Origin of the sequence: Mesorhizobium sp. M1406, assembly GCF_040317555.1 — a bacterium.
GTDB lineage: Bacteria > Pseudomonadota > Alphaproteobacteria > Rhizobiales > Rhizobiaceae > Mesorhizobium.
Genome location: NZ_JAMYKW010000001.1, coordinates 334450 through 356914, shown reverse-complemented (window position 1 = coordinate 356914; position 22465 = coordinate 334450). Strand labels below are relative to the sequence as shown.

Below are 22465 nucleotides of genomic sequence, written 5' to 3'. Positions count from 1 at the left end.
GCAGCGGCCAACACCCGCCTGTCCCAACAGCGAGATGGAACCATCATGCCAATCCTGAACCGTGCCGCCGAAATGCAGGACGAAGTTGCCGGCTGGCGCCGGCATCTGCACCAGACGCCAGAATTGAACTTCGACGTCTTCAAGACCGCTGCCTTCGTCACCGAAAAGCTGAAGGCCTTCGGCTGCGACGATGTGGTCACCGGCCTTGGCAAGACCGGCGTGGTCGGCATCATCCGCGGCCGCCAGGGCCAAGGCCCCACCATCGGCCTGCGCGCCGACATGGACGCGCTGCCGCTCAACGAGATCACCGGCAAGTCCTACGCCTCGACCATTCCCGGCAAGATGCATGCCTGCGGCCATGACGGCCACACGGCGATGCTTTTGGGTGCCGCGAAATATCTCGCCGAGACGCGCAACTTCACAGGTTCGGTGGCGGTGATCTTCCAGCCGGCCGAGGAAGGTGGCGGCGGCGGCAACGAGATGGTCAAGGACGGCATGATGGACCGTTTCGACATCTCAAAAGTGTTCGGCATGCACAACATGCCAGGCCTGCCTGTCGGGCAATTCGCCATTCGCCCGGGCCCGATCATGGCCGCCACCGCCGAATTCACCATCACCGTGCGCGGCAAGGGCGGCCACGCGGCGATGCCGCACGGCACGATCGACCCGATCGTCATCACCAGCCAGCTGGTCGGCGCCTTGCAGACGATCGCCTCACGCAGCACCGACCCGGTCGAGGCGGTGGTGGTGTCGGTGACCAAATTCCATGCGGGTGACGCCTACAACATCATCCCGGAAACCGCCGAAATCGCCGGCACCGTGCGCACCTTGCGCAAGGAAATCGCCAAGAAGTCCGAAGAGCGCATCCGCACCATTTGCGACGGGCTGGCGACCGCGTTCGGCGCCAAGATCGAGGTCGATTATCAGGCAAATTACCCAGTGACCTTCAACCACGCGGAAGAGACGGTGTTTGCCGGCGACGTCGCGATCGGTGTCGCCGGCGACGCCCATGTCCACCGCGGCATCCAGCCGGTGATGGGCGGAGAGGATTTCTCCTATATGCTGGAAGCCCGCCCTGGCGCCTTCATCTTCATCGGCAATGGCGACACCGCCGGTCTCCACCACCCGGCCTACGACTTCAACGACGAGGTCATCCCGCACGGCATGAGCTACTGGGTGAAACTGGCGGAAACGGCGCTAGCGGCCTGACGCCTACCGCGCGGAGAGCTGGCCGAATTGCGTTCGGCCGGCCTCTTGGCGAAACGATCCGAAGCGGCTATGTGTCTGCCCGCGTGGTCCCGTAGCTCAGTAGGATAGAGCGGCAGATTCCTAATCTGTAGGTCACAGGTTCGATTCCTGTCGGGATCACCATGCTTTTCAATGGCTTAGTGAAGAACCGCCATATTTTTTGCGAAACTAGGCCCGTTGGAGAGGGTGAAACCATCACGCCCTCATGCGCGCATTTGACAATCGTCGGGCCTCGGATGTGAGAGAGAACCCTCGCTTGCGCTGGCATTTTGGCATTCGTATTCTGCATTGGCTAACCGTGATCGCGCTCGCGGCGCAGATAGCCATTGCCTTCGGGCCGATGAACGGGCCGGGTATGGCGACGATGAACTGGCTTCCGCTCCATATGTCGATCGGCGTGACGATCCTTGCCATCATTGTCCTCAGGCTTTGCTGGCGCGTCCTCACCCAGGCTCCTGCCGGGCAAACTTCACAGCCCGTACGATTTGCGACTTCATTCTTCCACGTGCTTCTCTACGTCACGATTCTCGCCGTCCTGATAACGGGATGGCTGGGCTACCGGCCAATGCCTTTCATGCCTCCCGCACGGCTTTTCGGATACTTGCCTGTCCCGCCGGCGCCATCCGTCGGAGCGGCAAGGGCTTTCGCGTTCATCCACGCAAAGCTGGTCTGGATACTGCTTGGATTCGTCGGCATTCACATCCTGGCTGCGTTTGTGCATTTCGTGCTGCTTCGCGATGATGTCATGTACACCATGCTCTTTGGACGTTCGGACATCGTTTCGCGCAAAGAGGACATCGCTTCGCGCAAAGAGAAAGCGCAGCTTGCTGTCGACGATGACGCCGGCAGCTCACGCAATCGCCCATAATCCTCCCGCAATGACAGCCGCGTATCGCGCCGCCTTGCCCAAGGCGACGAGAACAACGAACACGCCGAGATTCACCCGTGCCGCGCCTGCCGCGATGGTGAAAGCATCTCCGATTACCGGAAGCCACGCAAACAGCAGCGTCCATTTGCCAAATCGTCGGAAAGTCCGGCTTGCCTGCTCATAACGATCGGGAGTGACCGGAAACCAGGGTCTGAGCCGGAGCGTATCGACGCCACGCCCCACAATCCAGTTCACCACGGAGCCGAGCGTGTTGCCAATCGTGGCGACTGTCAGAAGCAGCGCCGGATCACCACGACCCGATGCGATAAGGCCGGCGAGGACCACCTCCGACGAGACCGGCAGGATGGTTGCGGCGAGGAACGCGCTGATGAACAGCGCGCCATAGAGCGTCACCACGCCGGACTATGCCCCATGTCTACAACGCCCATCATGCCCAGCTGCTCATGCTCAAGGATGTGGCAGTGATACATTCTCGGCCCCGGCCGATCCTGCCGCAACAGCAGCCGCACCGTCTCTCCGCGCGCGACGTTGACGGTGTCTTTCCAGGCGCGATAGGCCGGCTTTGATATCTTGCCGCCGCGCTCGTGCTCGACCACCTGGAACTGCGTCCCATGCACATGGAATGGATGATCCATGTCCGCCTTGTTGACGATCTCCCAGAGTTCGACCTGTCCAGCTTTGCCGACGACGTCGACGCGGCTCATGTCGAAAGCGACGCCGTTGATCAGGAACCCCATCTCCATGCCGGTGGCATTCATGGTCATGGTCTCGGTGAAGACGAAGCGACGGCTGACGCCAGGAATGCCGAGGGCCGCGATTGGCCGCAGCCTGTCGGGCAGTGGCGGGACCGGCTCGGCCGGCGTCTCCGAAACATTGACCGTAAAGAGCGTCAGGCCGGCATCGGCGGGACGTCCAGGACCCATCCAGCCGCGATCGTATTCGAGCGTGTACAGCGTGACGGGGCCAGGCTTCTCGAAGGAGACAATCAGTTCAAGCCGTTCCGCCGGGCTAAGCAGGATGTCGTCGGCTGCCACTGGCGCCTCCAGCAGACCGCCGTCCGTTCCGATGATCGTCATGGCCGCACCGTCGAAGGAGAGCCGCAAGAAGCGCGCGTTGGTCGCGTTGTAAAACCGGAAGCGCCGCTTCGTGCCGAAAGGGACCGTCAGCACCGGATTCTTCTGCCCGTTGACCAGCACATGGTCGCCGACGCGCCCATTCATCAGGTCGGTCATCGTATTGTCCGGCATCGTGCCATCGGCTGCGAGGCGTAGATCCGTGAACACCAGCACGGTGTCGCCGTAAGCGGCCGGGATCGGATCGGCCTTCGGCTTGACCACGAACGCGCCGGCAAGGCCGCGATAGACCTGCTCGGCCGTCTTGCCGTGCGGATGCGGGTGATACCAGTAGGAACCGGCGCTGCCTTCCGGCAGGTCGAAGCTGTAAGTGCGATCGGTGCCCGTTGCGACCGGGTCCATCGGATTGCCGTCCTGGTCGGCTGGTACCGGCATGCCGTGCCAATGGATGGTGCTCGCCTCGTCCGCAATCCGGTTGGCGAAGGTGATCTCGACCCGGTCGCCCTCGACCGCCTCGATGAGCGGCCCGGGAGTGGTACCGTTATAGCCGAGGATCGGCGTGTCCAGCCCTTCTGCAAAACGCACCGTGGCGGCTTCAGCCGTCAGCCTCGCCTTGAACAGGCCGGGCGTGCTGGCTTCGTTGGCGAGGCGGGACAAGTCGCGAAGGGCTTCTCCTTCCGGCAGCACGGCTGAGCCTTGCGGCGCGGCGCCCATATCGTGGCCTGCGTGGCCGCCCATATCCACGTCAGGCATGTCGTCCATCTTCATCTGGGCGATGGCACGCTCGCTCACAAGAACCGTCGCAAGACCTGCCGCCAGAAAACCGCGTCGATGCATCTGCCGTCTCCCCGATCAGTCCTGGAGCGCCAGGGATGATCCTAAGAAGAAGACTGCCAATACCCGGTCAGGTCAATGCGGCGTTTAGGCCATCTGATCGACCCAGCATCATGGCCATTGGAAGCTCGTCGGTGATCGAGCAGTCCGCGCAACCGTCGCGCCAAAGACCCGCCATGGGCGCCGACCCGTCTGCGGCTGACGCGAACAGGGCCGCCTTAGCCGACCCTGACGACAAAGTGCTTCGTCACCGGCTCGATGATCTTCCAGGTTCCCTTGAAATCGGCCTCCACCACGAAGGCGTCGCCGGGGCCCACTTCGACCGGCGTGCCGCCGTCGGGGGTGATGATGATGCGGCCGGCGATCATGTGCACGAACTCGTAGTCGGTGTAGGTCGCATGATAGGTGCCGGGCGTCGCTTGCCAGGTCCCCGACAACACCTTGCCGTCCTCGGTCGTGTGCTGCACGGCGGTTTTCATGGTCGGCTTGCCCTCGACCACTACCCAGCCGGCCAGATCGCCGGCTTCCGCGTTTTCGACGGCGCCGAATTTGAGGATCGTGCTGCGTGTCATGTCCTTGGCTCCGTCTATGCGTTGTGGGCGTTATTTGCCTGGACGGTCAGATATCCGATGCACTTGCCGCGGGCAATGCCGCCGGCAGTGCCAGGCGCCCGCGCATCCGGTTTGGGCCTAGGGTTTGTGCCGGGCCGAAACCAGCTCGGCCTTGCGCCCTCACCGCGGCCGCCTCGGAGCTGTTCGGCCTGCCGCGCGATGTGGCCGTTGTCGCCGGCACCACGGACGGCTGCGCCTCGTTCCTGGCGACCGATGCTGCGGCCATCGGCGACGGCGTCACGGCGCTGGGATCCTCGCTGACCATCAAGATCCTGTCCGACAAGCCGATTTCGGCGCTTCGCTTCGGCATCTACAGCCATCGGCTCGGCAATGCCTGGCTGGCGGGCGGCGCGTCGAATTCGGGCGGCAAGGTGCTGGCCCAGCATTTTACGCTCGCGCGTATCATCGAACTCAGCGCGGCAATCGACCCGGGGACCACGACCGGCCTCGACTACTACCCGCTCAGCGCCGCTGGCGAGCGCTTCCCGATCGCCGATCCGGCGTTGCCGCCACGCCTCCTGCCCCGGCCAGCGGCGCAAGCGGGCGCAGCCCAATGAAAGCCGGCTCATAAAACTTGGCTTCGAACCGGGGAAGCTGGGACCATTTTGTCTCCTTCGGAGAGGTGCGCCCGGGGACAAAATGCCTGCTGATCAGCCGCGACGACGACCGCACGGCCATCGAGGGCCTGCCTTTTATACTGACCGAGGCCGGCGAAGACGCCGAACTGGTGCTGCTCTCGGCCAGCGGGGGCGACCGCTACGATCTCGACCATTACCGCCGGCTGCTTGGCCCGGCAGCGGCGCGGCGCGTGCCATGCTTCTGCACCAACCCCGACAGGATCATGCTGACGGCGGTCGGCCCCCGCTTCGGCGCCGGCGAGATCGCCGATCTCTACGAAAGCCTTGGCGGCAACGTCATCCGCATCGGCAAGCCCTACAGGGCGATTTTCGACGTGGCCCTGACGCTGGTCGGCGACCCGGAGCGCCGTGGCGTGGTCTGCGTCGGCGACAGCGTCGAGCACGACATATCGGGGGGAAAAAGCGCCGGAATCGCTACCGCGCTGGTGCTAAGTGGAATACTGGCGGACACTTCAGATCTCGCCGCCGTTTTCGACGAACAGCAGGCCTGGCCGGACTATATCACCGAAAGCTTCAGCTTCCGGTGACCGCTTCCAGCATGCGCCGCGCGCTTTCCTCGTCGGTGATCAGGATCGTCGGTGCGATCAGGGTCATGGCGCCGAGCAGCGCCTCGGTCTTCTCCGCACCGCCGGAGGTGAGGATGCGGATCGGCGCCTTGCGCAGACGGTCGACATCCACCGACATCACGTGGCTGTTGACGGGATGGTCGACCAGATCGCCATTGAGGTCGAAGAAATGGAACAGAAGGTCGCCAACGGCGCCACGCGCAAGCAGGGCCTCCCGATCCGCTTCCTTGAGAAAGCCGCCGCGAGAGAAGGTGGTGGCCGAGGCGATGCCGCCGACGCTCAGCAGAACGGCATCGAGCACGTTGGCCATTTCAAAAACCTCCTGCAGGCCGCAGCGCTCGACCAGCGCGATCTTGGTCTCGACGCTGTCGACGACGGCCGGCGTCGGGATCAGATAGCCGTCGCCCTGGAAGATTTGGGCGAAGCGCCAGGCGAACTCCGCCGGGTTGTAGCGCCGCACGACGCCGACGCCGCCAAGCAGAGAAATGACCTTGAAGTCGGTGAGCGACTTGGCGCTGATGAAGGGCAGGCTCGAGAACAGCGTCCGGCCCCAGCCCACGCCGACCCGCATGCCGGATTTCATCGTGTCGGACAGGAAACTGCCGGTCTTGGCGCTGATTGCCGGCAACGGATCGGCGTCGGGCGTGGAAAGCGGCGCCACCAGCGCCTGCTGCAGCCCGAACGTCTTTTCCAGCGCGCGCTCCAGCCGCACGATTTCGGACAACTCGCTTTCGATGCTGATCTTGACCTCGTTGCGCGCGCGGGCGTCCGCCAGCATGCGTACGATGGTGACGCGGCCGACCCCGAGCACGTCGGCGATCTCGTTCTGCGTCATCTGCTCGACGAAATACATCCAGGCGGCGCGGATCCTCAGGCGATCCGTCCGGCTTTCGCTGGCGACCTGCTCGGTTGCCTCGCCTCGGCCGTTTTCGCTTTCGCCCTGTCGTCGCCTGCCCACGCTTGTCTCTCCCCCTGCGGCAATGGACGAGCGCGCCGTCGCCGATTCTGCATGCTGGTCTAGTATCGCCTATTGATCTACCAATCGATAGGAACAATGTAGAGGTGATGGCGGCACCTGTTGGCGGCCATCCGCAGCAATTTCGAGGCGATCCGCGATGCTCCGACAAATCTCCGAAGATGTCCGCGTCAATCTGAAAGACCGGCTGCGGGAAGTCCGCGACGTGATCCGCCAGAGCCGCCATGACGGCAGCGGCGACGCCAGTGTCCTGCGCGAAGCAACCAGCCATCTGCCGCCGTTTCCGGGCAAGGGCATCGAAGGCCTGCTCAGCCATGCCGCGAGTGCCGTCGACGAAGCGCTGTCGATCGCTGAATCCTTCGTCCCGCATGAGCGCCCGATAAAGGTGGACGGCACGACGGTAAAAGGCCTCGGCACCTATTTTCCGGTCGGCAACGAGGATCGCCAGCTGAGCGCGGAGCGCCTGTTCCGGCGCGATATGTACTATCTGACCAAGGCAGTGCTTGCCGGCCTGAACATCGACAATGCCCGCATCCACGAAGCCGATTTCGCGGCCGTCCATGCAACGATGCGCAAGCGGCATGGCGACCTTTTGGCCGCATTGGCCGCGCCGGGCGCCGGACTGCAGGCGATCGCGGCCATTTGTTCGGCGTTGCTGGTCGAGTGCCTCAACCAGCGTCCCGTTCGCTTTGCCGAGACCGCGCCGGAAACGCCGGCGGTGGGCGGCCAAGCGCTCGACATAAGCTGCCTGGCGCCGCTCGCTTTGGCTTGCGGCCTGGCCACCACCGGCAGGGACGGTTCGCCGGAGCCGGATATGCTGGAGATCGCGATCCTGGCAGCCGATATCCGCCACGACCGCATCGTTCAGGCCTGCGCCAGGGCGAACCCGATCAGTGAATTGACACCGGTTTTCGCCACCTTGCTTGCCCATTTGCCGTAATTATCGAGACCTCGGCTAGCCTTCCGCCGCCATCGCCATGATCGTTTTCTTGGCGCGCTGGATCGAGGCCGGGCTCATCGAGAGTTCGGTCAGCCCCATCCTCACGAAGGTCGCAATGAGATCGGGGCGGCCGGCCGCCTCACCGCACATGCCGACCATGATGCCGGCGGCGACGCCGGCTTTGGCCGTCAAGTCGATAGCCGACATGACGGCCGGATTGGTGACATCGTTGAGCTTCGCCACGGTCGGGTTGAGCCGGTCGGCGGCCATGATGTACTGGGTGAGGTCATTGGTGCCGATCGAGAAGAAAGCGACCTCCCTGGCCAAAGCCGGGGCGATCAGCACGGCGGCCGGGGTTTCGATCATCACGCCGAGATCGAACGTCGCATGTGGCACGCCTTCGGCTTTCAGTTCGGCGGCGCATTCATCGACCAGAAGCCGCGTCCGCCTGACCTCACCAATATCGGACACCATCGGCAGCATCACCTTGATGTTGCCGTGCACGGCCGCCCGCAGCAGCGCCCGCAGCTGGCGCTTGAAGATGTCGGGCCGGTCGAGGCACATGCGGATGCCGCGCCAGCCGAGGAAGGGGTTTTCCTCATCGGGAAATTCGATGCCGGCAATCGGCTTGTCGCCGCCGATATCGAGTGTCCGCACGATGACCGGGTAGGGCGCAAAAGCCTTGGCCAGCGCCGCATAGGTCTCCGCCTGCATATCTTCCGAGGGCAGGTGCATATGGCGCATGAACAGAAGCTCGGTGCGGAACAGGCCGACGCCCATGGCGCCGGCCTCCTGCGCCGCCTCGATTTCTTCAAGCGAGCCGATATTGGCCGCGACCTCGATGATCCTGCCGTCGGCGAGCTTCGGCGTCACCGTCTTGAAGACGGTCAGCCCGGCGCGCTCCCTTGCCGCCGCTTCGACGCGGCCGGCGAAATCGGCGCGGGTCGCCTCGTCGGGGTCGATGATCACATGGCCGGCATTGCCGTCGAGAGCGACTTCTCGCGCCGTGCGCAAGGCATTGACCTGGTCGCCGAGGCCGAGCACCGCCGGAATGCCGTGCGAGCGGGCGATGATGGCGATGTGCGAGGTCGCGCCGCCATGGCCGCAGACCACGCCGCCGATGCGCTTCAGCGGCGCGCGCGCCAGATCCCAGGCGCCGATGTCGTCGGCAATCAGGATAGCCCCTTCGGGGATGTTTTCGAGGCTGACATCGTCCTGCCCCAGCAGCACCAGGCAGATCTGCCGGCCGACCGCCTGGACGTCGTCCGCCCGCGCGTTGAGATAGTGATCGTCGACAGCACCGAAATCGGCGGCGATGGTGGAAGTTGCTGTGATGACAGCCGAAATCGCATCGTTGCCGCCCTTGATCAAGGTCTCGGCCTCGCCGGTCAGGCTGTCGTCGGCGGCGATGTCACGAAGCGCGGCGACGATGCCGCGGTCTCCAGCCGACAGGCTGTCCTGCGCCAACGCATGGTCCATGCGCGCCTGGACGGCGCCAACGGCGGCGCGGAACCTGTCGATCTCGCCGGCAATCTCCTCCGCCTGCAACATGCGGCCTTGTCCGGCAATATCGGGCGGGAAATGCGCAAAGGCCGGTCCGATGGCAAATCCTTCGCTTGCGGCTACACCACGCAAGCCGGTTGCTCGACCAAGCGTCGCCGGCACGGATTCGGGCGCTGGCGCGGGTGCCATTTCCTGCCCATTCGCCGGGCTCTGCGACTCAGCTTCATCATCCAGGCCCGCTCTCGGATTTTCCAGATAGCCGATCAGCGCCTCGATCGCCTCGATGGCGTCGGCGCCGTTCGCCCGCACAGTGACTTCCTGGTTCTCCTTGATCGCCAGCAGCATGAGCTTGACTGAGCTCTTGGCGCTGACCGCCTTGCCGTCCTTGACCAGTTCGACATCGGATTCGAAACCCTTGGCGAGTTTGACGAACCGCGTCGCGGGACGGGCGTGCAAACCTTCATGCACTCTGACGATGGTCGAGCGTTCCATGGCAAATACTCTGCTTTTCTTGGCGCCACCGCCAGACGGGACGGCGCGAATGCTGTCAGGCGGCGATGGTGATGATCGTGCCGGTCTTCAGGGCGGTCACGAGCGCTTCCGGATCGACCGGCGATGCGCAGATTTCCCCTGGCCTCTCGGCCTCGGCGGCGCCGTTGAACGAGATGACGACATGGCCCATTTCAAGCACCTTGCTCCAGGCGCTGGCGCCGATCGCCGTTATGACAGCGGAAACCGGGCCGAGGGTGATCGACGCGCCCTTTTGAGGCGCGCCGTCGCTGGGTCCGTACTCCGTCTTGTGGAGCACGGAAACTTCTGCAAGCTCCGGCGGCGAGCCATCCGCAAACAGTATGACCACGCCCGCTTCGGCGAGGTCCGCCACTTCGGGGCCGATGGCGGTGACCCGTGTTCTCAGAAGAACCGTCATATGGCGAACCTCATTGTGTACCTGTCTTCAGAACACGATCAGGCTGACGACCCAGGCGATCAGCACAGAGACCGGGCCCATGATCTGGCGGCTGATGAGCACCGCCGGAACCCCGATTTCGATCGTCTTCGGTTTGGCTTCACCGAGCGCCAGGCCGACAGGGACGAAGTCGCAGCCCACCTGGGTATTGTAGGCAAACAGCGCCGGCAGCGCCATTGCCGGCGAAATCGTGCCGTTGGCGATCTGCGGGCCGATGATGGCGACGCCGATGACCTGCGCGATAACAGCGCCCGGCCCGAGGATGGGCGACAGGAACGGCAGGCCGCAGATCGCCGAGATGATCAGCAGGCCGACGATGTTGTTGGCCAGCGGACCCATCGGCTGTGCCAGCACATCGCCGATACCGGTGTAGAGGATCAGGCCGATGAGCATGGTCACGAAGGCCATGAACGGCAGCACGTTGCGGATGACCTGATCGATGGTGCGGCGGCCGGCGTTGAAGAAGATGCCGACGATACGACCCATGACGCGGCCGATCGTGCTGATGAGGCCGATCAGCCCGCCCTCGCTAGGGAGCGCCGTCGGCGTCGCATTGGTGTTGCTCGAACTCATCGCTGCTGCTCCCCCTGCAGTCGTGACCGTTTCGGATCCGTCCGCCATTGTGATGTTGGCCGGCTTTACGCCCGAAACGTAGATGTCCTCGGTGATGAACTGGGCCAGCGGCCCGGATTGACCGACCGGCGTCAGATTGACGGTCGGGATACGCTTGCGCGGATAGACGCCGCATCGTGCGGTGCCGCCGCAGTCGACGACGACAACCGCCATCTCGCTTTCGATCGGCGGTGCCCTGAACCCGTCGACGGCTTCGGCACCAGTCATATCGGCGATGAGTTGCGCCACGGGATGAATGCCACCGCCAGTCACCGAAACAACCTTGCTTCGCTGCGCGGTCGGCTCGATGACCAGCGGGCCACCCCAGCCGGTCTTGCCCTGGGAAATCCGTACGGCTTTGTATGTCCTGTCCATGATGTCCTCCCCGCCCTTACAGCTCGACGCCCTGGCGGCGCGCCATGATGGCGGTGATGCGTTCGGTCAGCATGCCTTTGAGCAGGATGATGACGAGACCGACGATGGCGTACCAGATCGCCACCTTGACGTGGTAGCCGGCCACGACGACGCCCTTCTTCTCCAGCTCCAGCAGCGCGACGAGAATGCCGCCCCAGACGAAATATTCGCCGGGATTGATGTGCGGGAACAGGCCGAGCGGCGGGTGCACATAGGACACGGCCGCGTCATAGAAGGCCGGCTTGTGCTTTTCTTCCAGGAACGATCCGAACGTATAGGCCATCGGATTGGTGAGGAAGAACACCGCAAGCAGCGGCAACAGCGTGTAGCGGGTCAGTGCGATCCGGCCGGCGCCGCGCGCCAGGCCATGCACGCGCTCTTCGCCGACCAGTTCGGTGACGGCATAGAAGGCCGTCATCAGCACCACCAGCGTCGGAATGATGCCGGTGACGAAGCCGGCGAAGACCTCGCCGCCCTTCTGGAAGATGCCGATGAAGTACTTGCCGATGGCGGTCAGCCAGCCGAGTTGCTCTTCCTGCTGAACGTCTTTCAGTTTTTCCTTGAACTCATCGACGGTGATGGGTCCGCTGTCCGCTTGCGCCAGGACAACGAGATGGTCGGAGGCATGCTCGACGGCGAGCTTGCCATGCAAAGCAGCATCCGAGACCATGGCACCTGCGACATGCAGATTGTGCACGGCCATGTCGGCATGCTGCGCCAACAACGAAAATACAGACATTTCTCCTCCTTATGCCGCCCGCCGGTTAATCCCAGTCGGTGCGCGGCGTCCTCTCGTCCTCTAGGCCCTTGCTACGTTCAAACCGGACAGACCCGGCTTCTTCCCCGGCTCCGACCGTGTTTTGTCGATCTGTTCGATCGCCCGTTTCACGGCCTCGGCCACACCGGATTCCCCCTCCCCCATGATTGCAGGGTTGGACCGGAGCCGATCGAGGGGAACGCCCTCGAACTCTTCATGTCTTTTGAATTTGGTGAACACGGAACGGCCGCTCATCACCATCAGGCGGCGCACGACCAGATCGGGTGTCACCACGACAAGCGCGATGGTGCCCTTGGCCAATCGACCGCGAAAATTGCCGGCTCCGACGAAGCCATCCTTGTACTGATCGGTGACGCCCCTGAAGACATCCGAATAGTGCCGCATCTGCAGCCAGACGCCGAGCGATTGCAGCGCCCACACGATAACCAGCAGAAGCAGTCCCCACTGCCAAATCGCCATTCGGTTCTCCTCCCGAAGCCTCAGTTGAACCGCACCTTGGACCAGCACGCGACAACAGCAAAGTGAGAACATTTGTTTCCGAGAATGTCAATATGTATGATATTGACCTTATCTGCCATCATCCACAGGAACGCTGACAGATTTCGGCGACGGCGCCATTGTGCTACCCTGGCCGGGAAACAGGATACGAGGAATATGGATCTGCCCTTTAGGGACGAACTGGCCTTAATGCCCGACCTTCGCCATCGGTTGCGGCAGCTGCGCTGGTTCCGCGCCACCTTTCGCGGCAGCGCCAAGGTGGTTTCGGAGACTTTTGGCGTGCGCTTTGAAATCGACGAGGCCAAGCTCACCAGGGCCTTTCTCGACTGGGTCGAGATCATGGAGGCGCAGAAGCGCTTCGCCGCGATCGACCGCGCCGACTTCATCGTCTTTGCCGCCGGCCTCGTGCTGCGCGAGCTGATCAAACAGGCGCCGGCCAGGGAAATCTCCGGCCTCACTCAGCTGATCGAAACGGAAACGAATGCCGGCACGCTGGAAATCGTCCGCTTCTGGCCGGAGGGTTTCCTCTACACCAACTACTGCGTCTCGGTGATTTCGGCGATCCACGAGCAGGAATTCGGCACGGCACCCAGCATCGACAAATGCGCCGACGACCTGCGCACCTGGTGGTCCTATCGCGAGAACGTGACCGAGGTGCCGGCCTATGCGGTGGCTTTCCTCGACCGCTTCCTCGGTGCCGAGCCGAACTGGATAACGCCGGATCGAGCGCAGTCCCGGCAAGCCATGCAACGGGCACTCGGGACTTCCCGTGCGAGCGATGCGCTGCGCCAGCTTTGAGCCCGTCGGCTTGTGGCCCAAGACACCCGCGCTATTGAACATTTGATTTTTTGCCGATAGCGATGTGCGGAATTGACTCGATGGAGAAGCGCGTGGCGCGACCAAGGCCTATTATTTTCGATTGCGACGGCGTTCTCGTCGACAGCGAACCGCTGGCCGCCAGGGCCTATGAGCGCGTCTATGAAAAGCACGGCATGCCCGGCGTCCATGGCGGCATTATCGCCCAATGCGTCGGCATGAAGCAGTCCGACATCATCGCCAAGATCAAGGATTTGACCGGCCACCAGTTTCCGGCGGCGGCGGATGGCGACATCTGGGCCGAGACCAAGGTGGTGTTTTCGCAGGAATTGAAACCGACACCGGGCATCACCGCGTTTCTGCGGACTCTTGCCGGCGACCGCTGCGTTGCCTCGTCATCCTCCGTCGAGCGCATCAACCACAGCCTGGCCGTTACGGGACTGGCGCGATTTTTCGGCGATGCGATCTACAGCTCCTCGATGGTCAAGAACGGCAAGCCCGCGCCAGACATTTTCCTGTTCGCCGCCGACAAGATGGGCGCCAACCCCGCCGACTGCATCGTCATCGAGGATTCGCCCTTCGGCATCAAGGGCGCCGTCGCCGCCGGCATGACGGCGATCGGCTACACCGGTGGCGGCCACACCTACGCCGAACATGGCGCACGGCTGATAGCGGCGGGTGCCGATTTCGTCTGCGTCGACTGGCATGAAGTTAGCCGGCAATTGGCTGGACTCGGTGTTCCTGCCTGATCTGCTAGCGAACAGGCAGTCCAAGACGGACCCAATCGCCAGGCGGGATCACTGGCCCGACACGGAAATTGAAAGACAAGACCCTCGTCGCATCGCTGTCGACCTCGCATCGAAAGCCCAGATGATACCAGGTGGTTGTCGTGCGGAAGGCTACATCGGGGGCGTCGAGGATGTTGCCAGCCTTCAGCGGAACACTTGGGATCAGCTCGGGGAAATAGGAGGCATCCAGCAATTGCTGCTGCAACGCGCTGGCGCAAAGTTTGGCTGCCCGCTTGCCGCGAGGCACTCCGGCCATCGAGCTTGTGGCCGACGCGTCGCCGGTCGCGCCCTGTGAGTAGAGCTTGCGGACGCCCGGAAGGTCCGAATAGCGCCGCGATGCAGCGGCTACGTCCGTGGAACTTGGCCTCCTAGCGCTCTCGCTTGCGGACTTCGAGACCTTTGAAGGCTCGGGCTTTGGCGCATTTGCAGGCCTGGGCTTCGGCGCTTCGGCTGATGTGGGAAGCTCGATTGTGGGAAGCTCGGCCTCACTGTCGCTACCCGCCGTAGTCAATGGCGTTGGTGCCTCGGCCGTTTGCTTGTTTGCGTCGTGCGCGTCTTGTTCGACTGCCTGCTGTTTGTCTACGTCCTGGGCTGAAGCTGCCTGTTTCTCCTGCGTGGGCTCGGCCTGCTTGGCTGCGGTTGCCGGCTTCTCGCCGACTCTGGTTGAATCTGCCGGCGCGATGGATTTTTCCTCTGCCTGCTTCGGCACGACAGGCTTCGAATCCTCATCCTTGGCCGGCGCGGGCGAATTGTCTTCAGCGCTGGCCCCATCCAGGGATTTCCTGGGGCCGCCATCCTTGTCGCCGAACTGAAAAACGGGCTTCAGGACCTCGATTGGAGGGGGCTTGCGCGCCTGCTTTTCCGGCGGAGGCGGTTTTTCAACTTTCTGTTCGGGCGGCTTTTCAACCTTCGGTTCCGGCGGCTTAGGGGGCAACACGGGAGCAGGTCTCGGCTTCGGCTGCTCGGGCGGAGGCACGAGCGCGACATTGACTGGCTGCTCCTCCTGCGGCTGTTCCGGAGGCGTGGGTATGCCATATACCAGGAGCGCCGCGACAAGCGCATGCAGGATCAGCGATGCGGGGATGCCCCACAACAGATTCCGACGCCGTTCTCCTGTCTCGCCCTTCATCCTGACCGATGTGGAATGAAATAGCGGCGGCTTCAAGCATAAGCACTGGATTGGCGCAATTTGGCCGCTGACAGGTTGGTGATCTGGATCACCACGCGCAGGGCCTTGCTATCGAGGCGCGACTCAACAAGCGGCCGCCCGTCCGATTTCATCAGACCTGGGATCAGCTAGCTTGCTGCGGGCCCAGGACCCCGTTCAGAAGCCCCTGGTCCAGCCGCGTTTCTCCAAACCAGTTCAGCCGGTTGATGCTGATGAAGCCTGCATCGATCGCCGCGTTTTCGTCGCCCGGCTGGCTGGCATGGTCGCGGCCGCGCGGAATGGTGATGACCGTGCGATTACCATCGCTCTCCATGATCTCGGCCTTGCGGGCGATCTTGTCGCGGCCGATGCGCGGCTGCCTGACTTCGGCCGGCAGCGAAGTCGGCAGGTTGATGCTCAACCAATGGCCATCCGTCGCCCAGTCGGCACGCGACCGCCACAGTGAGGCGATCAGTGTGCCCAGCCACTGGTCATCGGCATCGGTGAAGTGAGGGTTCTTCACGCGAGAGCAGCCTATGGCAGGCAAGCCCCAGAAGGTCGCCTCTCGCGCAATCCCAAGCGTGCCGGAATAGGCGAGATCCTCGGCGACGTTGCGGCCGTCATTGACGCCCGCCAGCACCAGGTCCGGCTTCCGCGCATCGGCAAACAGCCACGTCATTGCGCTCACCACGCAGTCGGCGGGCGTGCCGGAACAGGAATACCAGCCCGGCCTCACGCGCTGCATGGTCAAGGGCCGAGCGATCGTCAGCGACGAACCGGCGGCGGTGCGCTTGCCATCGGGCGCGACCACCCACACATCGTCGCTCAACAAGCCGGCGGCCTTGACGAGACGGGCAAGCCCCGGGGCTTCGATGCCGTCATCGTTGCAGATCAGAATTCTCATGGTTTTCTTGCCTCCGGCACCGTGATGCGCTGGCCGGTGCGGCATTGCGTGCGCAGCGGCGGGATGTGGCTTTTGAGATCATCGAGAAGATCGGCGGCGCAGGAATGACCGAGCGCCATAGGGCGCCCCGCTCTTTCCCAGATTTCGACATTGCCCGACAGCGTCGGATGGGTGGGCATGCGCACCCAGTCCGCCCGACCGGCCTTGTGCAACAGATCGCCCGGCGAGCCGGACGGCAGATGCCCGGTGAGCAGCACTGGAAAACCGGCCTGGTCGGCGCGCGGCAGCAGCCGCGACGAGGGTCCGGCCTCACCCATGCCGTCATCGGCAAGCAACGGCAGCGACGGCAGGGGATCGGCATCGGTCCAGTCGGCTGCATCCTGCAATCGGCGAAGCAAGAACTCCGAGACACCTGGCAGCAGGGATGCGGTGGCGCCGATCTGCGCTTCCAGTGACGAACGCATGCCGGCATGGATGGCAAACGGTCCCGGCAAGGCCGCGATCAATTCGAGCGACCGGCCCGACAGCGGCGTCGGCAAAAGACACCCCTGCGGATGCTTCGCCACCCACCGCGAAATCTCGCGCGCCCGCGCCGCGCCCGGCACTGGATCGGCGCCGTAGGAGGCGTCGAGGACAAGAAGGTCGCATTGTGGGATCGTGTCCATGACGAAGACATTGCTGTCCGGCACCACGTCGGCGGAATAGGCAACGCGGCTTTCGCCATCATCGACGGCAAACCAGGCGCCGCCAACGACATGCCCTGACCGTCCAGTCCTGATGGAGAGATTGCCGCTCTCCAGCGTATCGCCGGGCTCGAAAAGCTCGACGCGATCTTTTGGAAAGGGGAACTGCTTGAGATCATTGGGGTCCGCGTAGCCGGCAAGTGCGGCCGGAGCCTCGTCGCGGGTCTCGGCCGTCATGAAGATCGGGCCGACATAGCCGCGCGACAACAGCCAGCTCAGCGCGCCGATATGGTCCTCATGGGCATGCGACACGAGCAGCGCGTCGATGTCGGCGATCGACCCGTTCAGCGCCGGATAATATTCTGCTCCGGAAGCGCCGACCTTGATGCCGATGTCGAGCAGGATGCGATCGTTTCCGCTGCTGACAGCAAGACTGGTGCGGCCCTTTTCCCCAAAGCCACCGAACAGATCGAGCATCATCATGATACCGCCCCCACCGCCGGGATCAGCCAGCCGGATCGTATCCGCAGGCGCGCCTGGGCTCCGCTCTCCAGCACGACCGGGTCGGGCTGTTCGAAATGCAAGATGAGGTCGGGGCTGGCGAAAGGCGTGAATTCGATGCGCGCCGAGCCGCCCTGGTAGATCACTCGCTTGACCAAGCCGTCGAAACCGGGGCCGTCCGGCGACACGTCGAGATCGGCTGACCGGCAGCAGATCCTTGCGCCAGCGCGCGGCCGCTCGCCAAGCCGGCAGCGGACAACCAGATCAGCGCCGAGAACCCGGACCTTGCAGTGACCTGCCTGTTCCGCGCCGAGCACATCGGCGGGCAGCAAAATACCTTGCGAAATGAAGGACGCCACCATTTCATTTGCCGGCTCATGATAGAGTTCGCGCGGCGTCGCCAGCTGGGCAAGGCGCCCGCCATCCATCACCGCGATGCGGTCGGCCAGAGCCATCGCCTCGGCCTGATCATGGGTGATGTAGACGATGGTCGTGCCGGTGCGCTTGTGGAAGGACGCGAACTCGTCCTCCATCGAGGCCCTCAGATGCACGTCGAGATTGGCGAGCGGCTCGTCGAACAGCACCAGCGAGGGCGCGGCGACAAGGCAGCGCGCCAACGCCACGCGCTGGCGCTGGCCGCCCGAGAGATTGGCCGGCCGGCGGTCGCCCAGCCCTTGCAGGTTGACCAGCGCCAGCGCATCGGCAACCTTCCGGCGTGCGACAGCCCTATCGAGCTTCGCCACCTTCAGCGAATAGCCGATGTTTTCTGCCACCGTCATGTGCGGCCACAGCGCATAGTTCTGGAAGACGATGCCGACCCGCCGCTTCTCCGGCGCGACACTGCTGCCCTTGCCCGACACGACCTCGCTGCCGATGCGGATTTCGCCTGATGTCACTTTCTCGAATCCGGCGACCAGCCGCAGCAACGTCGTCTTGCCGCAGCCGGAGGGCCCGAGCACCGCCAGGAACTCGCCGTCGGCGACATCGATCGACACATCCTTCACCGCATCGAAATTGGCGAAGCTCTTGGTCACATTGTCCAGGCTCAATCGCGCCATGGCAGCACTCCGCTGGGAAGGTAGGGGGCAAGCAGATTGGTCACCAGCATCAGCACGAAGGTGACCGCCACCGTGATGACCGACATCGCCGCCGCGTAGTTGGAATCGCCGCCCTGCTCGAAGGAAAACATCACGACGCCGATCGTCTCCGAGCCCGACGACCACAGCAGCGCCGACACGGTAAGCTCGCTGAGCGCGGTCATGAAGATCAGCAGGCCGCCGGCGATCGCCGCGGGTGCGACGAGCGGAAAGATGATCGTGCGCATGCGCGTGAACAGCCCGGCGCCCGCCACTTGCGCAGCCTCCTCCAATGCCCGGTCGATCTGATGATAGCCGCTGATGGTTGGCCGCAGCGCCAGCACCAGGAAGCGGGCGAGGTAGGCATAGAGGATGATCCAGACCGTGTTGTAGAGCTGGATGCCGGTCAGCGGGATCGGCCGCAGGAACAGCAGCAGCGAGGCGATCGCCAGCACCACGCCCGGCAAGGCATAGGGCAATTCGACCGAAAGGTTGAGCAACCGCACCCAGCGCTGCTTGCCCCAGGCGATCAGATAGCCGATCGGCACGGCGACGATGACCGCGAAGAAGGCAGCCGCGATCGATAGCCAGAAGCTGTTGAAGAAGGCGCGATTGGCCGCGTCATGCTCGAACAGCACGAAACGATAATTGTCGAGCGTTATCGTCTTGGCGGTGAGCGCAATTCCGTAGCCCGGCACCAGCGACGTCAGCGCTAGCCCGAACAGCGGCAGGACCAGCACCAGGACGACCAGCAGCCACATGCCGGCCTGGACGGCGGGCCGCCACCGGCCGAGTTCATAGGGCTCGGCCGCCAGCGATGTCGAGCTGATGCGATAGTCGCGGCGGCGGCTCATGACCTCCTGGGCCAGCATACCCGCCATGGCGATGACGCCGATCAGCACCGACAGGAATGCGGTTTCGCCCAGCACGGCGGGGCCGCCGCCGGCCAATTTTTGATAAATCAGCGTTGGCAGCACGAGATAGTTGGCGGGAATGCCAAGGAAGGCCGGGATACCGAAATTGCCGACGCAGGACACGAAGGCGAGTGCCGCTGCCGCCATGATCGACGGCGTCATCAGCGGCAGCACGATGGTGATCAGCACGGTGAACCAGCCGGCGCCGCCCGCCCGCGCCGCCTCGACCAGTTCGCGCGGCAGCTTGCGCAGGCCGGCACGCACCAGGAGGAAGACCAGCGGGCCGTACTGCACGCCGAGCAGCAGGACAATGCCTGATGTGGAATAGAGCGGATTTTTGGTACCGAGCGGCGGTGCCGCGCCGAAGAGTTTGAGGAACGGGCTCGCCGGGCCGAACAGTTGCAGCCAGGCCAGCGCCGTCACCTGTGGTGCGATCATCAAGGGCATGACGTAGCAGAGCACCAGGGCACCGCGGCGACGGATATCGGTCAGCGTGATGAGGAGGGCCACCAGCGTTCCAGACAGCACCGCCAGCAGGGTGCCGCCGACGCCGACTACCAGCGTGTGCCAGGTCGCGATCCAGGTCGCTGGGCTGGCGAGCCCCGCCTTTATCGCGGCGGCCGACAGTGTGCCGCCGGGTGCGACGATCTCCTTGATGAGGCGCAGCATCGGCAGCAGCGACAGCAGGACGATGACGATGGCTACCGCCGCCGTCAGGGCCATTTCCTCGCCACGGCTTTCCCTGATCCGTGTTGACATGATTGCTTTTCCTGGGGATCGATCGGCCGATGCGCTCGGGTCTCGCCCGTCAGGGATGCCGTTGTGACGGCATCCCGCCGGGATTTGCCGGCTCAGCCGCCGAACAGTTCCGAGAACTTCGCCTTGTCGGCGACGGTCTTGGTGACGATTGCCTTGGTGTCGAACGGCATCACCTTGATCTTGACGCCTTCCGGCAGCCATTCGGGGCGGCCGACCGAGGCGCGCGCCGGCAGATAGCCCATGGACAGTGCGAGCTTCTGGCCGTCGTCGGAAAGAATGAAGTCGACGAACTTCTTGGCGCCGTCGACATTCTTGGCGGTCTTCATGATGGCGACCGGTTCGGTCACCGCCGGCACGCCTTCGCTGGGGAACACGAACTCGACCGGCGAACCCTTCTTCTTGGCATTCATCGCCATGAAGTCGACCAGGATGCCATAGGGCTTCTCGCCTGATGCCACCGACTTCAGCACGGCGCCATTGCCGCGCACGCTGACGGTATTGTTGGCCTTCAGCTTCTGGAAGAAGTCCCAGCCATAATTGGCATCGCCGACGAAGCCTGAAAGCAGGTAGGCGGCCGCACCCGAATAAAGCGGGCTCGGCATGACCAGGCCATCGGCATAGACGGGCTTGGTGAGGTCGGCCCAATGCTCCGGCTTTTCAGCGGCCGCTGTGTTATAGACGATGCCGGTGGTGATCAGCTTGCTGCCGAAATAGGTCTTGTCGGCGTCATAGGCATCCGGCTCGATGCCATCAAGCTTTGCCTCTGGATAAGGCAGCAGCCGGTCGTCCTTCTTCAACAGCTCCATGCTGACCGCGTCGGCGATCAGAAGCACATCGGGCTGCGGGCTGCCGGCGGCGAACTCCGCCGCCATCTTGGTGAGGATGTCGCTTGTTCCGGAGCGATAGATGTTCACATCGATACGCGGCTGCGCTTTCTTGAACGCATCCACGGTCTTGGCCGCGTCGGCTTCAGGCTGTGATGTATAAAGCGTCAGTGTTTCGGCGTTTGCCACGCCGGCAAACAAAGTTGCCGCGAGCGCCAGCTGGCTGGCCAGCAGCTTGATGAAGTGCGTCTTCATGAGACCTCCTGTCTTTCTGTGCATGACCGGTCCGGCCCCTGGCCAGTTCCCCGTCTCTTCCTCCCTGCACGGCGCATATGACTGGTGGATGACACAGCGCGTGAAACCCACAAAATATGTTCATATGTACAATGTCAATTACAAATGAACAGGATTGTGCCACAGTCGACGCGCCGGAAACCGGCATCAGTTGACATCCGGCCGCCGTTTCTCCGAAGAGGGCATCCGGCCATGCCATGGCTCATGAAGGAGGAGGACCGATGCCCACGGAAAAACCCACACCGGCTCGCCTCCCGATGGTCTCGTCGGATCTCAACGTCAAGACGGCGTGGCTCTACTATGTCGAAGGCTTCACGCAGGAGCAGATCGCCGAAAAGCTCGATGTCTCCAGGGTGAAGGTCATGCGCACACTTGCCGCCTGCACCGCCGAAGGCATCGTCGTCACCATGATCAATGCCCCGACGGCCGAACAGGTCGGGCTCGAGCGCGCGCTTGAGAAGCGCTGGGGTCTCAACGCCGCCGTGGTCATCCCGACGCCTTCGGCCCATGACCATCTTGAAAAGGCGATCGGCCATGCCGTCGCCGCCTACCTCGGCGAGCAGATGCGGGACGGCATGACGCTGGCGATCGGCGGCGGCGCGACGCTGCATGCCAGCCTCGGTTTCCTCGCCCGCCGGCAGCTGAAGCGCGCCTCCGTGGTGGCGCTCGTCGGCAGCCTGCCGCACTCGCAATGGATCAATCCGTCCATCGTCGCCGCCAAGGTCGCCGATGTCTTCGATGTGGACAGCTACCAGATTACCGCGCCGGTGATCGTCGACTATTCCTCGCTGCGCGATCTCCTCTGGGCACAGCCGACCCTGCAGGACGTACGCCAGCGCGCGGCCGCCGCCGACATCGCGCTACTGACGGTGGGCGACATGTCGCCGGATGCCACCATCTTCCGGCACGGCATCGTGCCATCCTCGCTGATCGCCTCGCTGAAAGCGAAGGGCGCGGTCGCCAACATGCTGTGCTATTTCGTCGACGCCAATGGCGCGTTGGTCGACCATGAAGTCAACGGACGTGTCATGGCCATCGATCTCGATGTTGTCGCCCAGGTGCCGAACGTGGTGCTGGCCGCCGGCGGCAAGCGCAAGGTCGCGGCGATCCTCGCCGCGCTGAAAGCCGTCAGCACCAATGTGCTGATCACTGATAGCAATACGGCCACGGCGCTGCTTGCCAAGGGTGGCTGAAACGGCTTCGATCCGACGG

21 protein-coding genes, 1 tRNA gene and 2 pseudogenes are annotated in these 22465 nt (G+C 63.6%); 9 read left to right on the top strand and 15 right to left on the bottom strand.

Annotated elements, in window-relative coordinates; all coding sequences use genetic code 11:
* Nucleotides 1-45 precede the first annotated feature (45 nt).
* From NKH03_RS01805 to NKH03_RS01795, 3 genes are all read left to right on the top strand, one after another.
* Nucleotides 46-1209, top strand: coding sequence for a M20 aminoacylase family protein (locus NKH03_RS01805; RefSeq protein ID WP_352870721.1), 1164 nt, complete (start codon nt 46-48; stop codon nt 1207-1209).
* A gap of 85 nt (nt 1210-1294) precedes the next feature.
* Nucleotides 1295-1371: transfer RNA gene (locus tag NKH03_RS01800), tRNA-Arg, on the top strand.
* 133 nt (nt 1372-1504) lie between these two features.
* A complete protein-coding gene (locus NKH03_RS01795; protein ID WP_352870720.1) occupies nt 1505-2116 on the top strand; it encodes a cytochrome b in 612 nt (203 codons plus the stop codon).
* Here NKH03_RS01795 and NKH03_RS01790 read toward each other — a convergent pair.
* The 3 genes from NKH03_RS01790 to NKH03_RS01780 form a co-directional block, all read right to left on the bottom strand.
* The gene (locus NKH03_RS01790) at nt 2099-2533 is read right to left on the bottom strand and encodes a YqaA family protein (protein ID WP_352870719.1); all 435 of its coding nucleotides are present in this window, start codon (nt 2531-2533) and stop codon (nt 2099-2101) included. The genes NKH03_RS01795 and NKH03_RS01790 overlap by 18 nt on opposite strands.
* Complete coding sequence (locus tag NKH03_RS01785; protein WP_352966845.1) at nt 2527-4047, bottom strand: multicopper oxidase family protein; 1521 nt, start codon at nt 4045-4047, stop codon at nt 2527-2529. Before NKH03_RS01785 ends, NKH03_RS01790 begins: the two co-directional genes overlap by 7 nt.
* A 215-nt stretch (nt 4048-4262) precedes the next feature.
* Nucleotides 4263-4616, bottom strand: coding sequence for a cupin domain-containing protein (locus tag NKH03_RS01780; RefSeq protein WP_352870717.1), 354 nt, complete (start codon nt 4614-4616; stop codon nt 4263-4265).
* Between the two features lie 158 nt (nt 4617-4774).
* Here NKH03_RS01780 and NKH03_RS01775 point away from each other — a divergent pair.
* Together NKH03_RS01775 and NKH03_RS01770 are read left to right on the top strand one after the other, a co-directional pair.
* Nucleotides 4775-5197 (top strand): annotated as a pseudogene (locus NKH03_RS01775) (carbohydrate kinase); the annotation flags it as partial.
* A pseudogene (locus tag NKH03_RS01770) lies at nt 5193-5820 on the top strand (TIGR01459 family HAD-type hydrolase); the annotation flags it as partial. The pseudogenes NKH03_RS01775 and NKH03_RS01770, both read left to right, overlap by 5 nt.
* Here NKH03_RS01770 and NKH03_RS01765 read toward each other — a convergent pair.
* Nucleotides 5807-6817 carry a sugar-binding transcriptional regulator gene (locus NKH03_RS01765; protein ID WP_352870716.1) on the bottom strand — a complete coding sequence of 337 codons (1011 nt, stop codon included), beginning with the start codon at nt 6815-6817 and terminating at the stop codon, nt 5807-5809. The pseudogene NKH03_RS01770 and the gene NKH03_RS01765 overlap by 14 nt on opposite strands.
* 157 nt (nt 6818-6974) lie before the next feature.
* On the opposite strand from NKH03_RS01765, the gene NKH03_RS01760 reads away from it, so the two are divergent.
* Entirely contained in the window at nt 6975-7775 is an 801-nt protein-coding gene (locus tag NKH03_RS01760; protein WP_352966844.1) for a hypothetical protein, read from the top strand.
* Nucleotides 7776-7790: 15 nt separating this feature from the next.
* Here the strand turns inward: NKH03_RS01760 and ptsP are convergent, their stop codons facing one another.
* The 5 genes from ptsP to NKH03_RS01735 are packed head-to-tail and all read right to left on the bottom strand — an operon-like array spanning nt 7791 to nt 12508.
* Nucleotides 7791-9770, bottom strand: coding sequence for a phosphoenolpyruvate--protein phosphotransferase (gene ptsP, locus NKH03_RS01755; protein ID WP_352966843.1), 1980 nt, complete (start codon nt 9768-9770; stop codon nt 7791-7793).
* A gap of 55 nt (nt 9771-9825) precedes the next feature.
* Nucleotides 9826-10206, bottom strand: a complete 381-nt coding sequence (locus tag NKH03_RS01750; protein WP_352879157.1) for a PTS glucitol/sorbitol transporter subunit IIA — start codon at nt 10204-10206, stop codon at nt 9826-9828.
* A 27-nt stretch (nt 10207-10233) separates the two neighbouring features.
* Nucleotides 10234-11232, bottom strand: a complete 999-nt coding sequence (gene srlE / locus NKH03_RS01745) for a PTS glucitol/sorbitol transporter subunit IIB (RefSeq protein ID WP_352870712.1) — start codon at nt 11230-11232, stop codon at nt 10234-10236.
* 16 nt (nt 11233-11248) lie between these two features.
* Nucleotides 11249-12010: a PTS glucitol/sorbitol transporter subunit IIC gene (srlA, locus tag NKH03_RS01740; RefSeq protein WP_352870710.1), complete on the bottom strand. Its 762-nt coding sequence runs from the start codon at nt 12008-12010 to the stop codon at nt 11249-11251.
* Nucleotides 12011-12070: 60 nt separating this feature from the next.
* Nucleotides 12071-12508 carry a transcriptional regulator GutM gene (locus tag NKH03_RS01735; RefSeq protein WP_352870709.1) on the bottom strand — a complete coding sequence of 146 codons (438 nt, stop codon included), beginning with the start codon at nt 12506-12508 and terminating at the stop codon, nt 12071-12073.
* Between the two features lie 195 nt (nt 12509-12703).
* On the opposite strand from NKH03_RS01735, the gene NKH03_RS01730 reads away from it, so the two are divergent.
* The gene (locus NKH03_RS01730) at nt 12704-13345 is read left to right on the top strand and encodes a hypothetical protein (protein WP_352870708.1); all 642 of its coding nucleotides are present in this window, start codon (nt 12704-12706) and stop codon (nt 13343-13345) included.
* Nucleotides 13346-13437: 92 nt separating this feature from the next.
* Nucleotides 13438-14112, top strand: a complete 675-nt coding sequence (locus tag NKH03_RS01725) for an HAD family hydrolase (protein ID WP_352966976.1) — start codon at nt 13438-13440, stop codon at nt 14110-14112.
* Nucleotides 14113-14116: 4 nt separating this feature from the next.
* Here NKH03_RS01725 and NKH03_RS01720 read toward each other — a convergent pair whose 3' ends face one another.
* From NKH03_RS01720 to NKH03_RS01695, 6 genes are all read right to left on the bottom strand, one after another.
* Nucleotides 14117-15280: a DUF930 domain-containing protein gene (locus NKH03_RS01720; protein ID WP_352966975.1), complete on the bottom strand. Its 1164-nt coding sequence runs from the start codon at nt 15278-15280 to the stop codon at nt 14117-14119.
* 163 nt (nt 15281-15443) lie between these two features.
* Complete coding sequence (locus tag NKH03_RS01715) at nt 15444-16202, bottom strand: 5'/3'-nucleotidase SurE (RefSeq protein ID WP_352966842.1); 759 nt, start codon at nt 16200-16202, stop codon at nt 15444-15446.
* Nucleotides 16199-17368: an MBL fold metallo-hydrolase gene (locus NKH03_RS01710; protein WP_502913477.1), complete on the bottom strand. Its 1170-nt coding sequence runs from the start codon at nt 17366-17368 to the stop codon at nt 16199-16201. The genes NKH03_RS01715 and NKH03_RS01710 overlap by 4 nt, the downstream gene beginning before the upstream one ends.
* Nucleotides 17365-18444, bottom strand: coding sequence for an ABC transporter ATP-binding protein (locus NKH03_RS01705; RefSeq protein ID WP_352966841.1), 1080 nt, complete (start codon nt 18442-18444; stop codon nt 17365-17367). The genes NKH03_RS01710 and NKH03_RS01705 overlap by 4 nt, the downstream gene beginning before the upstream one ends.
* A complete protein-coding gene (locus tag NKH03_RS01700) occupies nt 18432-20135 on the bottom strand; it encodes an ABC transporter permease (protein ID WP_352966840.1) in 1704 nt (567 codons plus the stop codon). Before NKH03_RS01700 ends, NKH03_RS01705 begins: the two co-directional genes overlap by 13 nt.
* Before the next feature lie 92 nt (nt 20136-20227).
* Complete coding sequence (locus NKH03_RS01695; protein WP_352966839.1) at nt 20228-21214, bottom strand: ABC transporter substrate-binding protein; 987 nt, start codon at nt 21212-21214, stop codon at nt 20228-20230.
* Between the two features lie 260 nt (nt 21215-21474).
* On the opposite strand from NKH03_RS01695, the gene NKH03_RS01690 reads away from it, so the two are divergent.
* Nucleotides 21475-22446 carry a sugar-binding transcriptional regulator gene (locus tag NKH03_RS01690; RefSeq protein WP_352879167.1) on the top strand — a complete coding sequence of 324 codons (972 nt, stop codon included), beginning with the start codon at nt 21475-21477 and terminating at the stop codon, nt 22444-22446.
* Nucleotides 22447-22465: the final 19 nt, after the last annotated feature.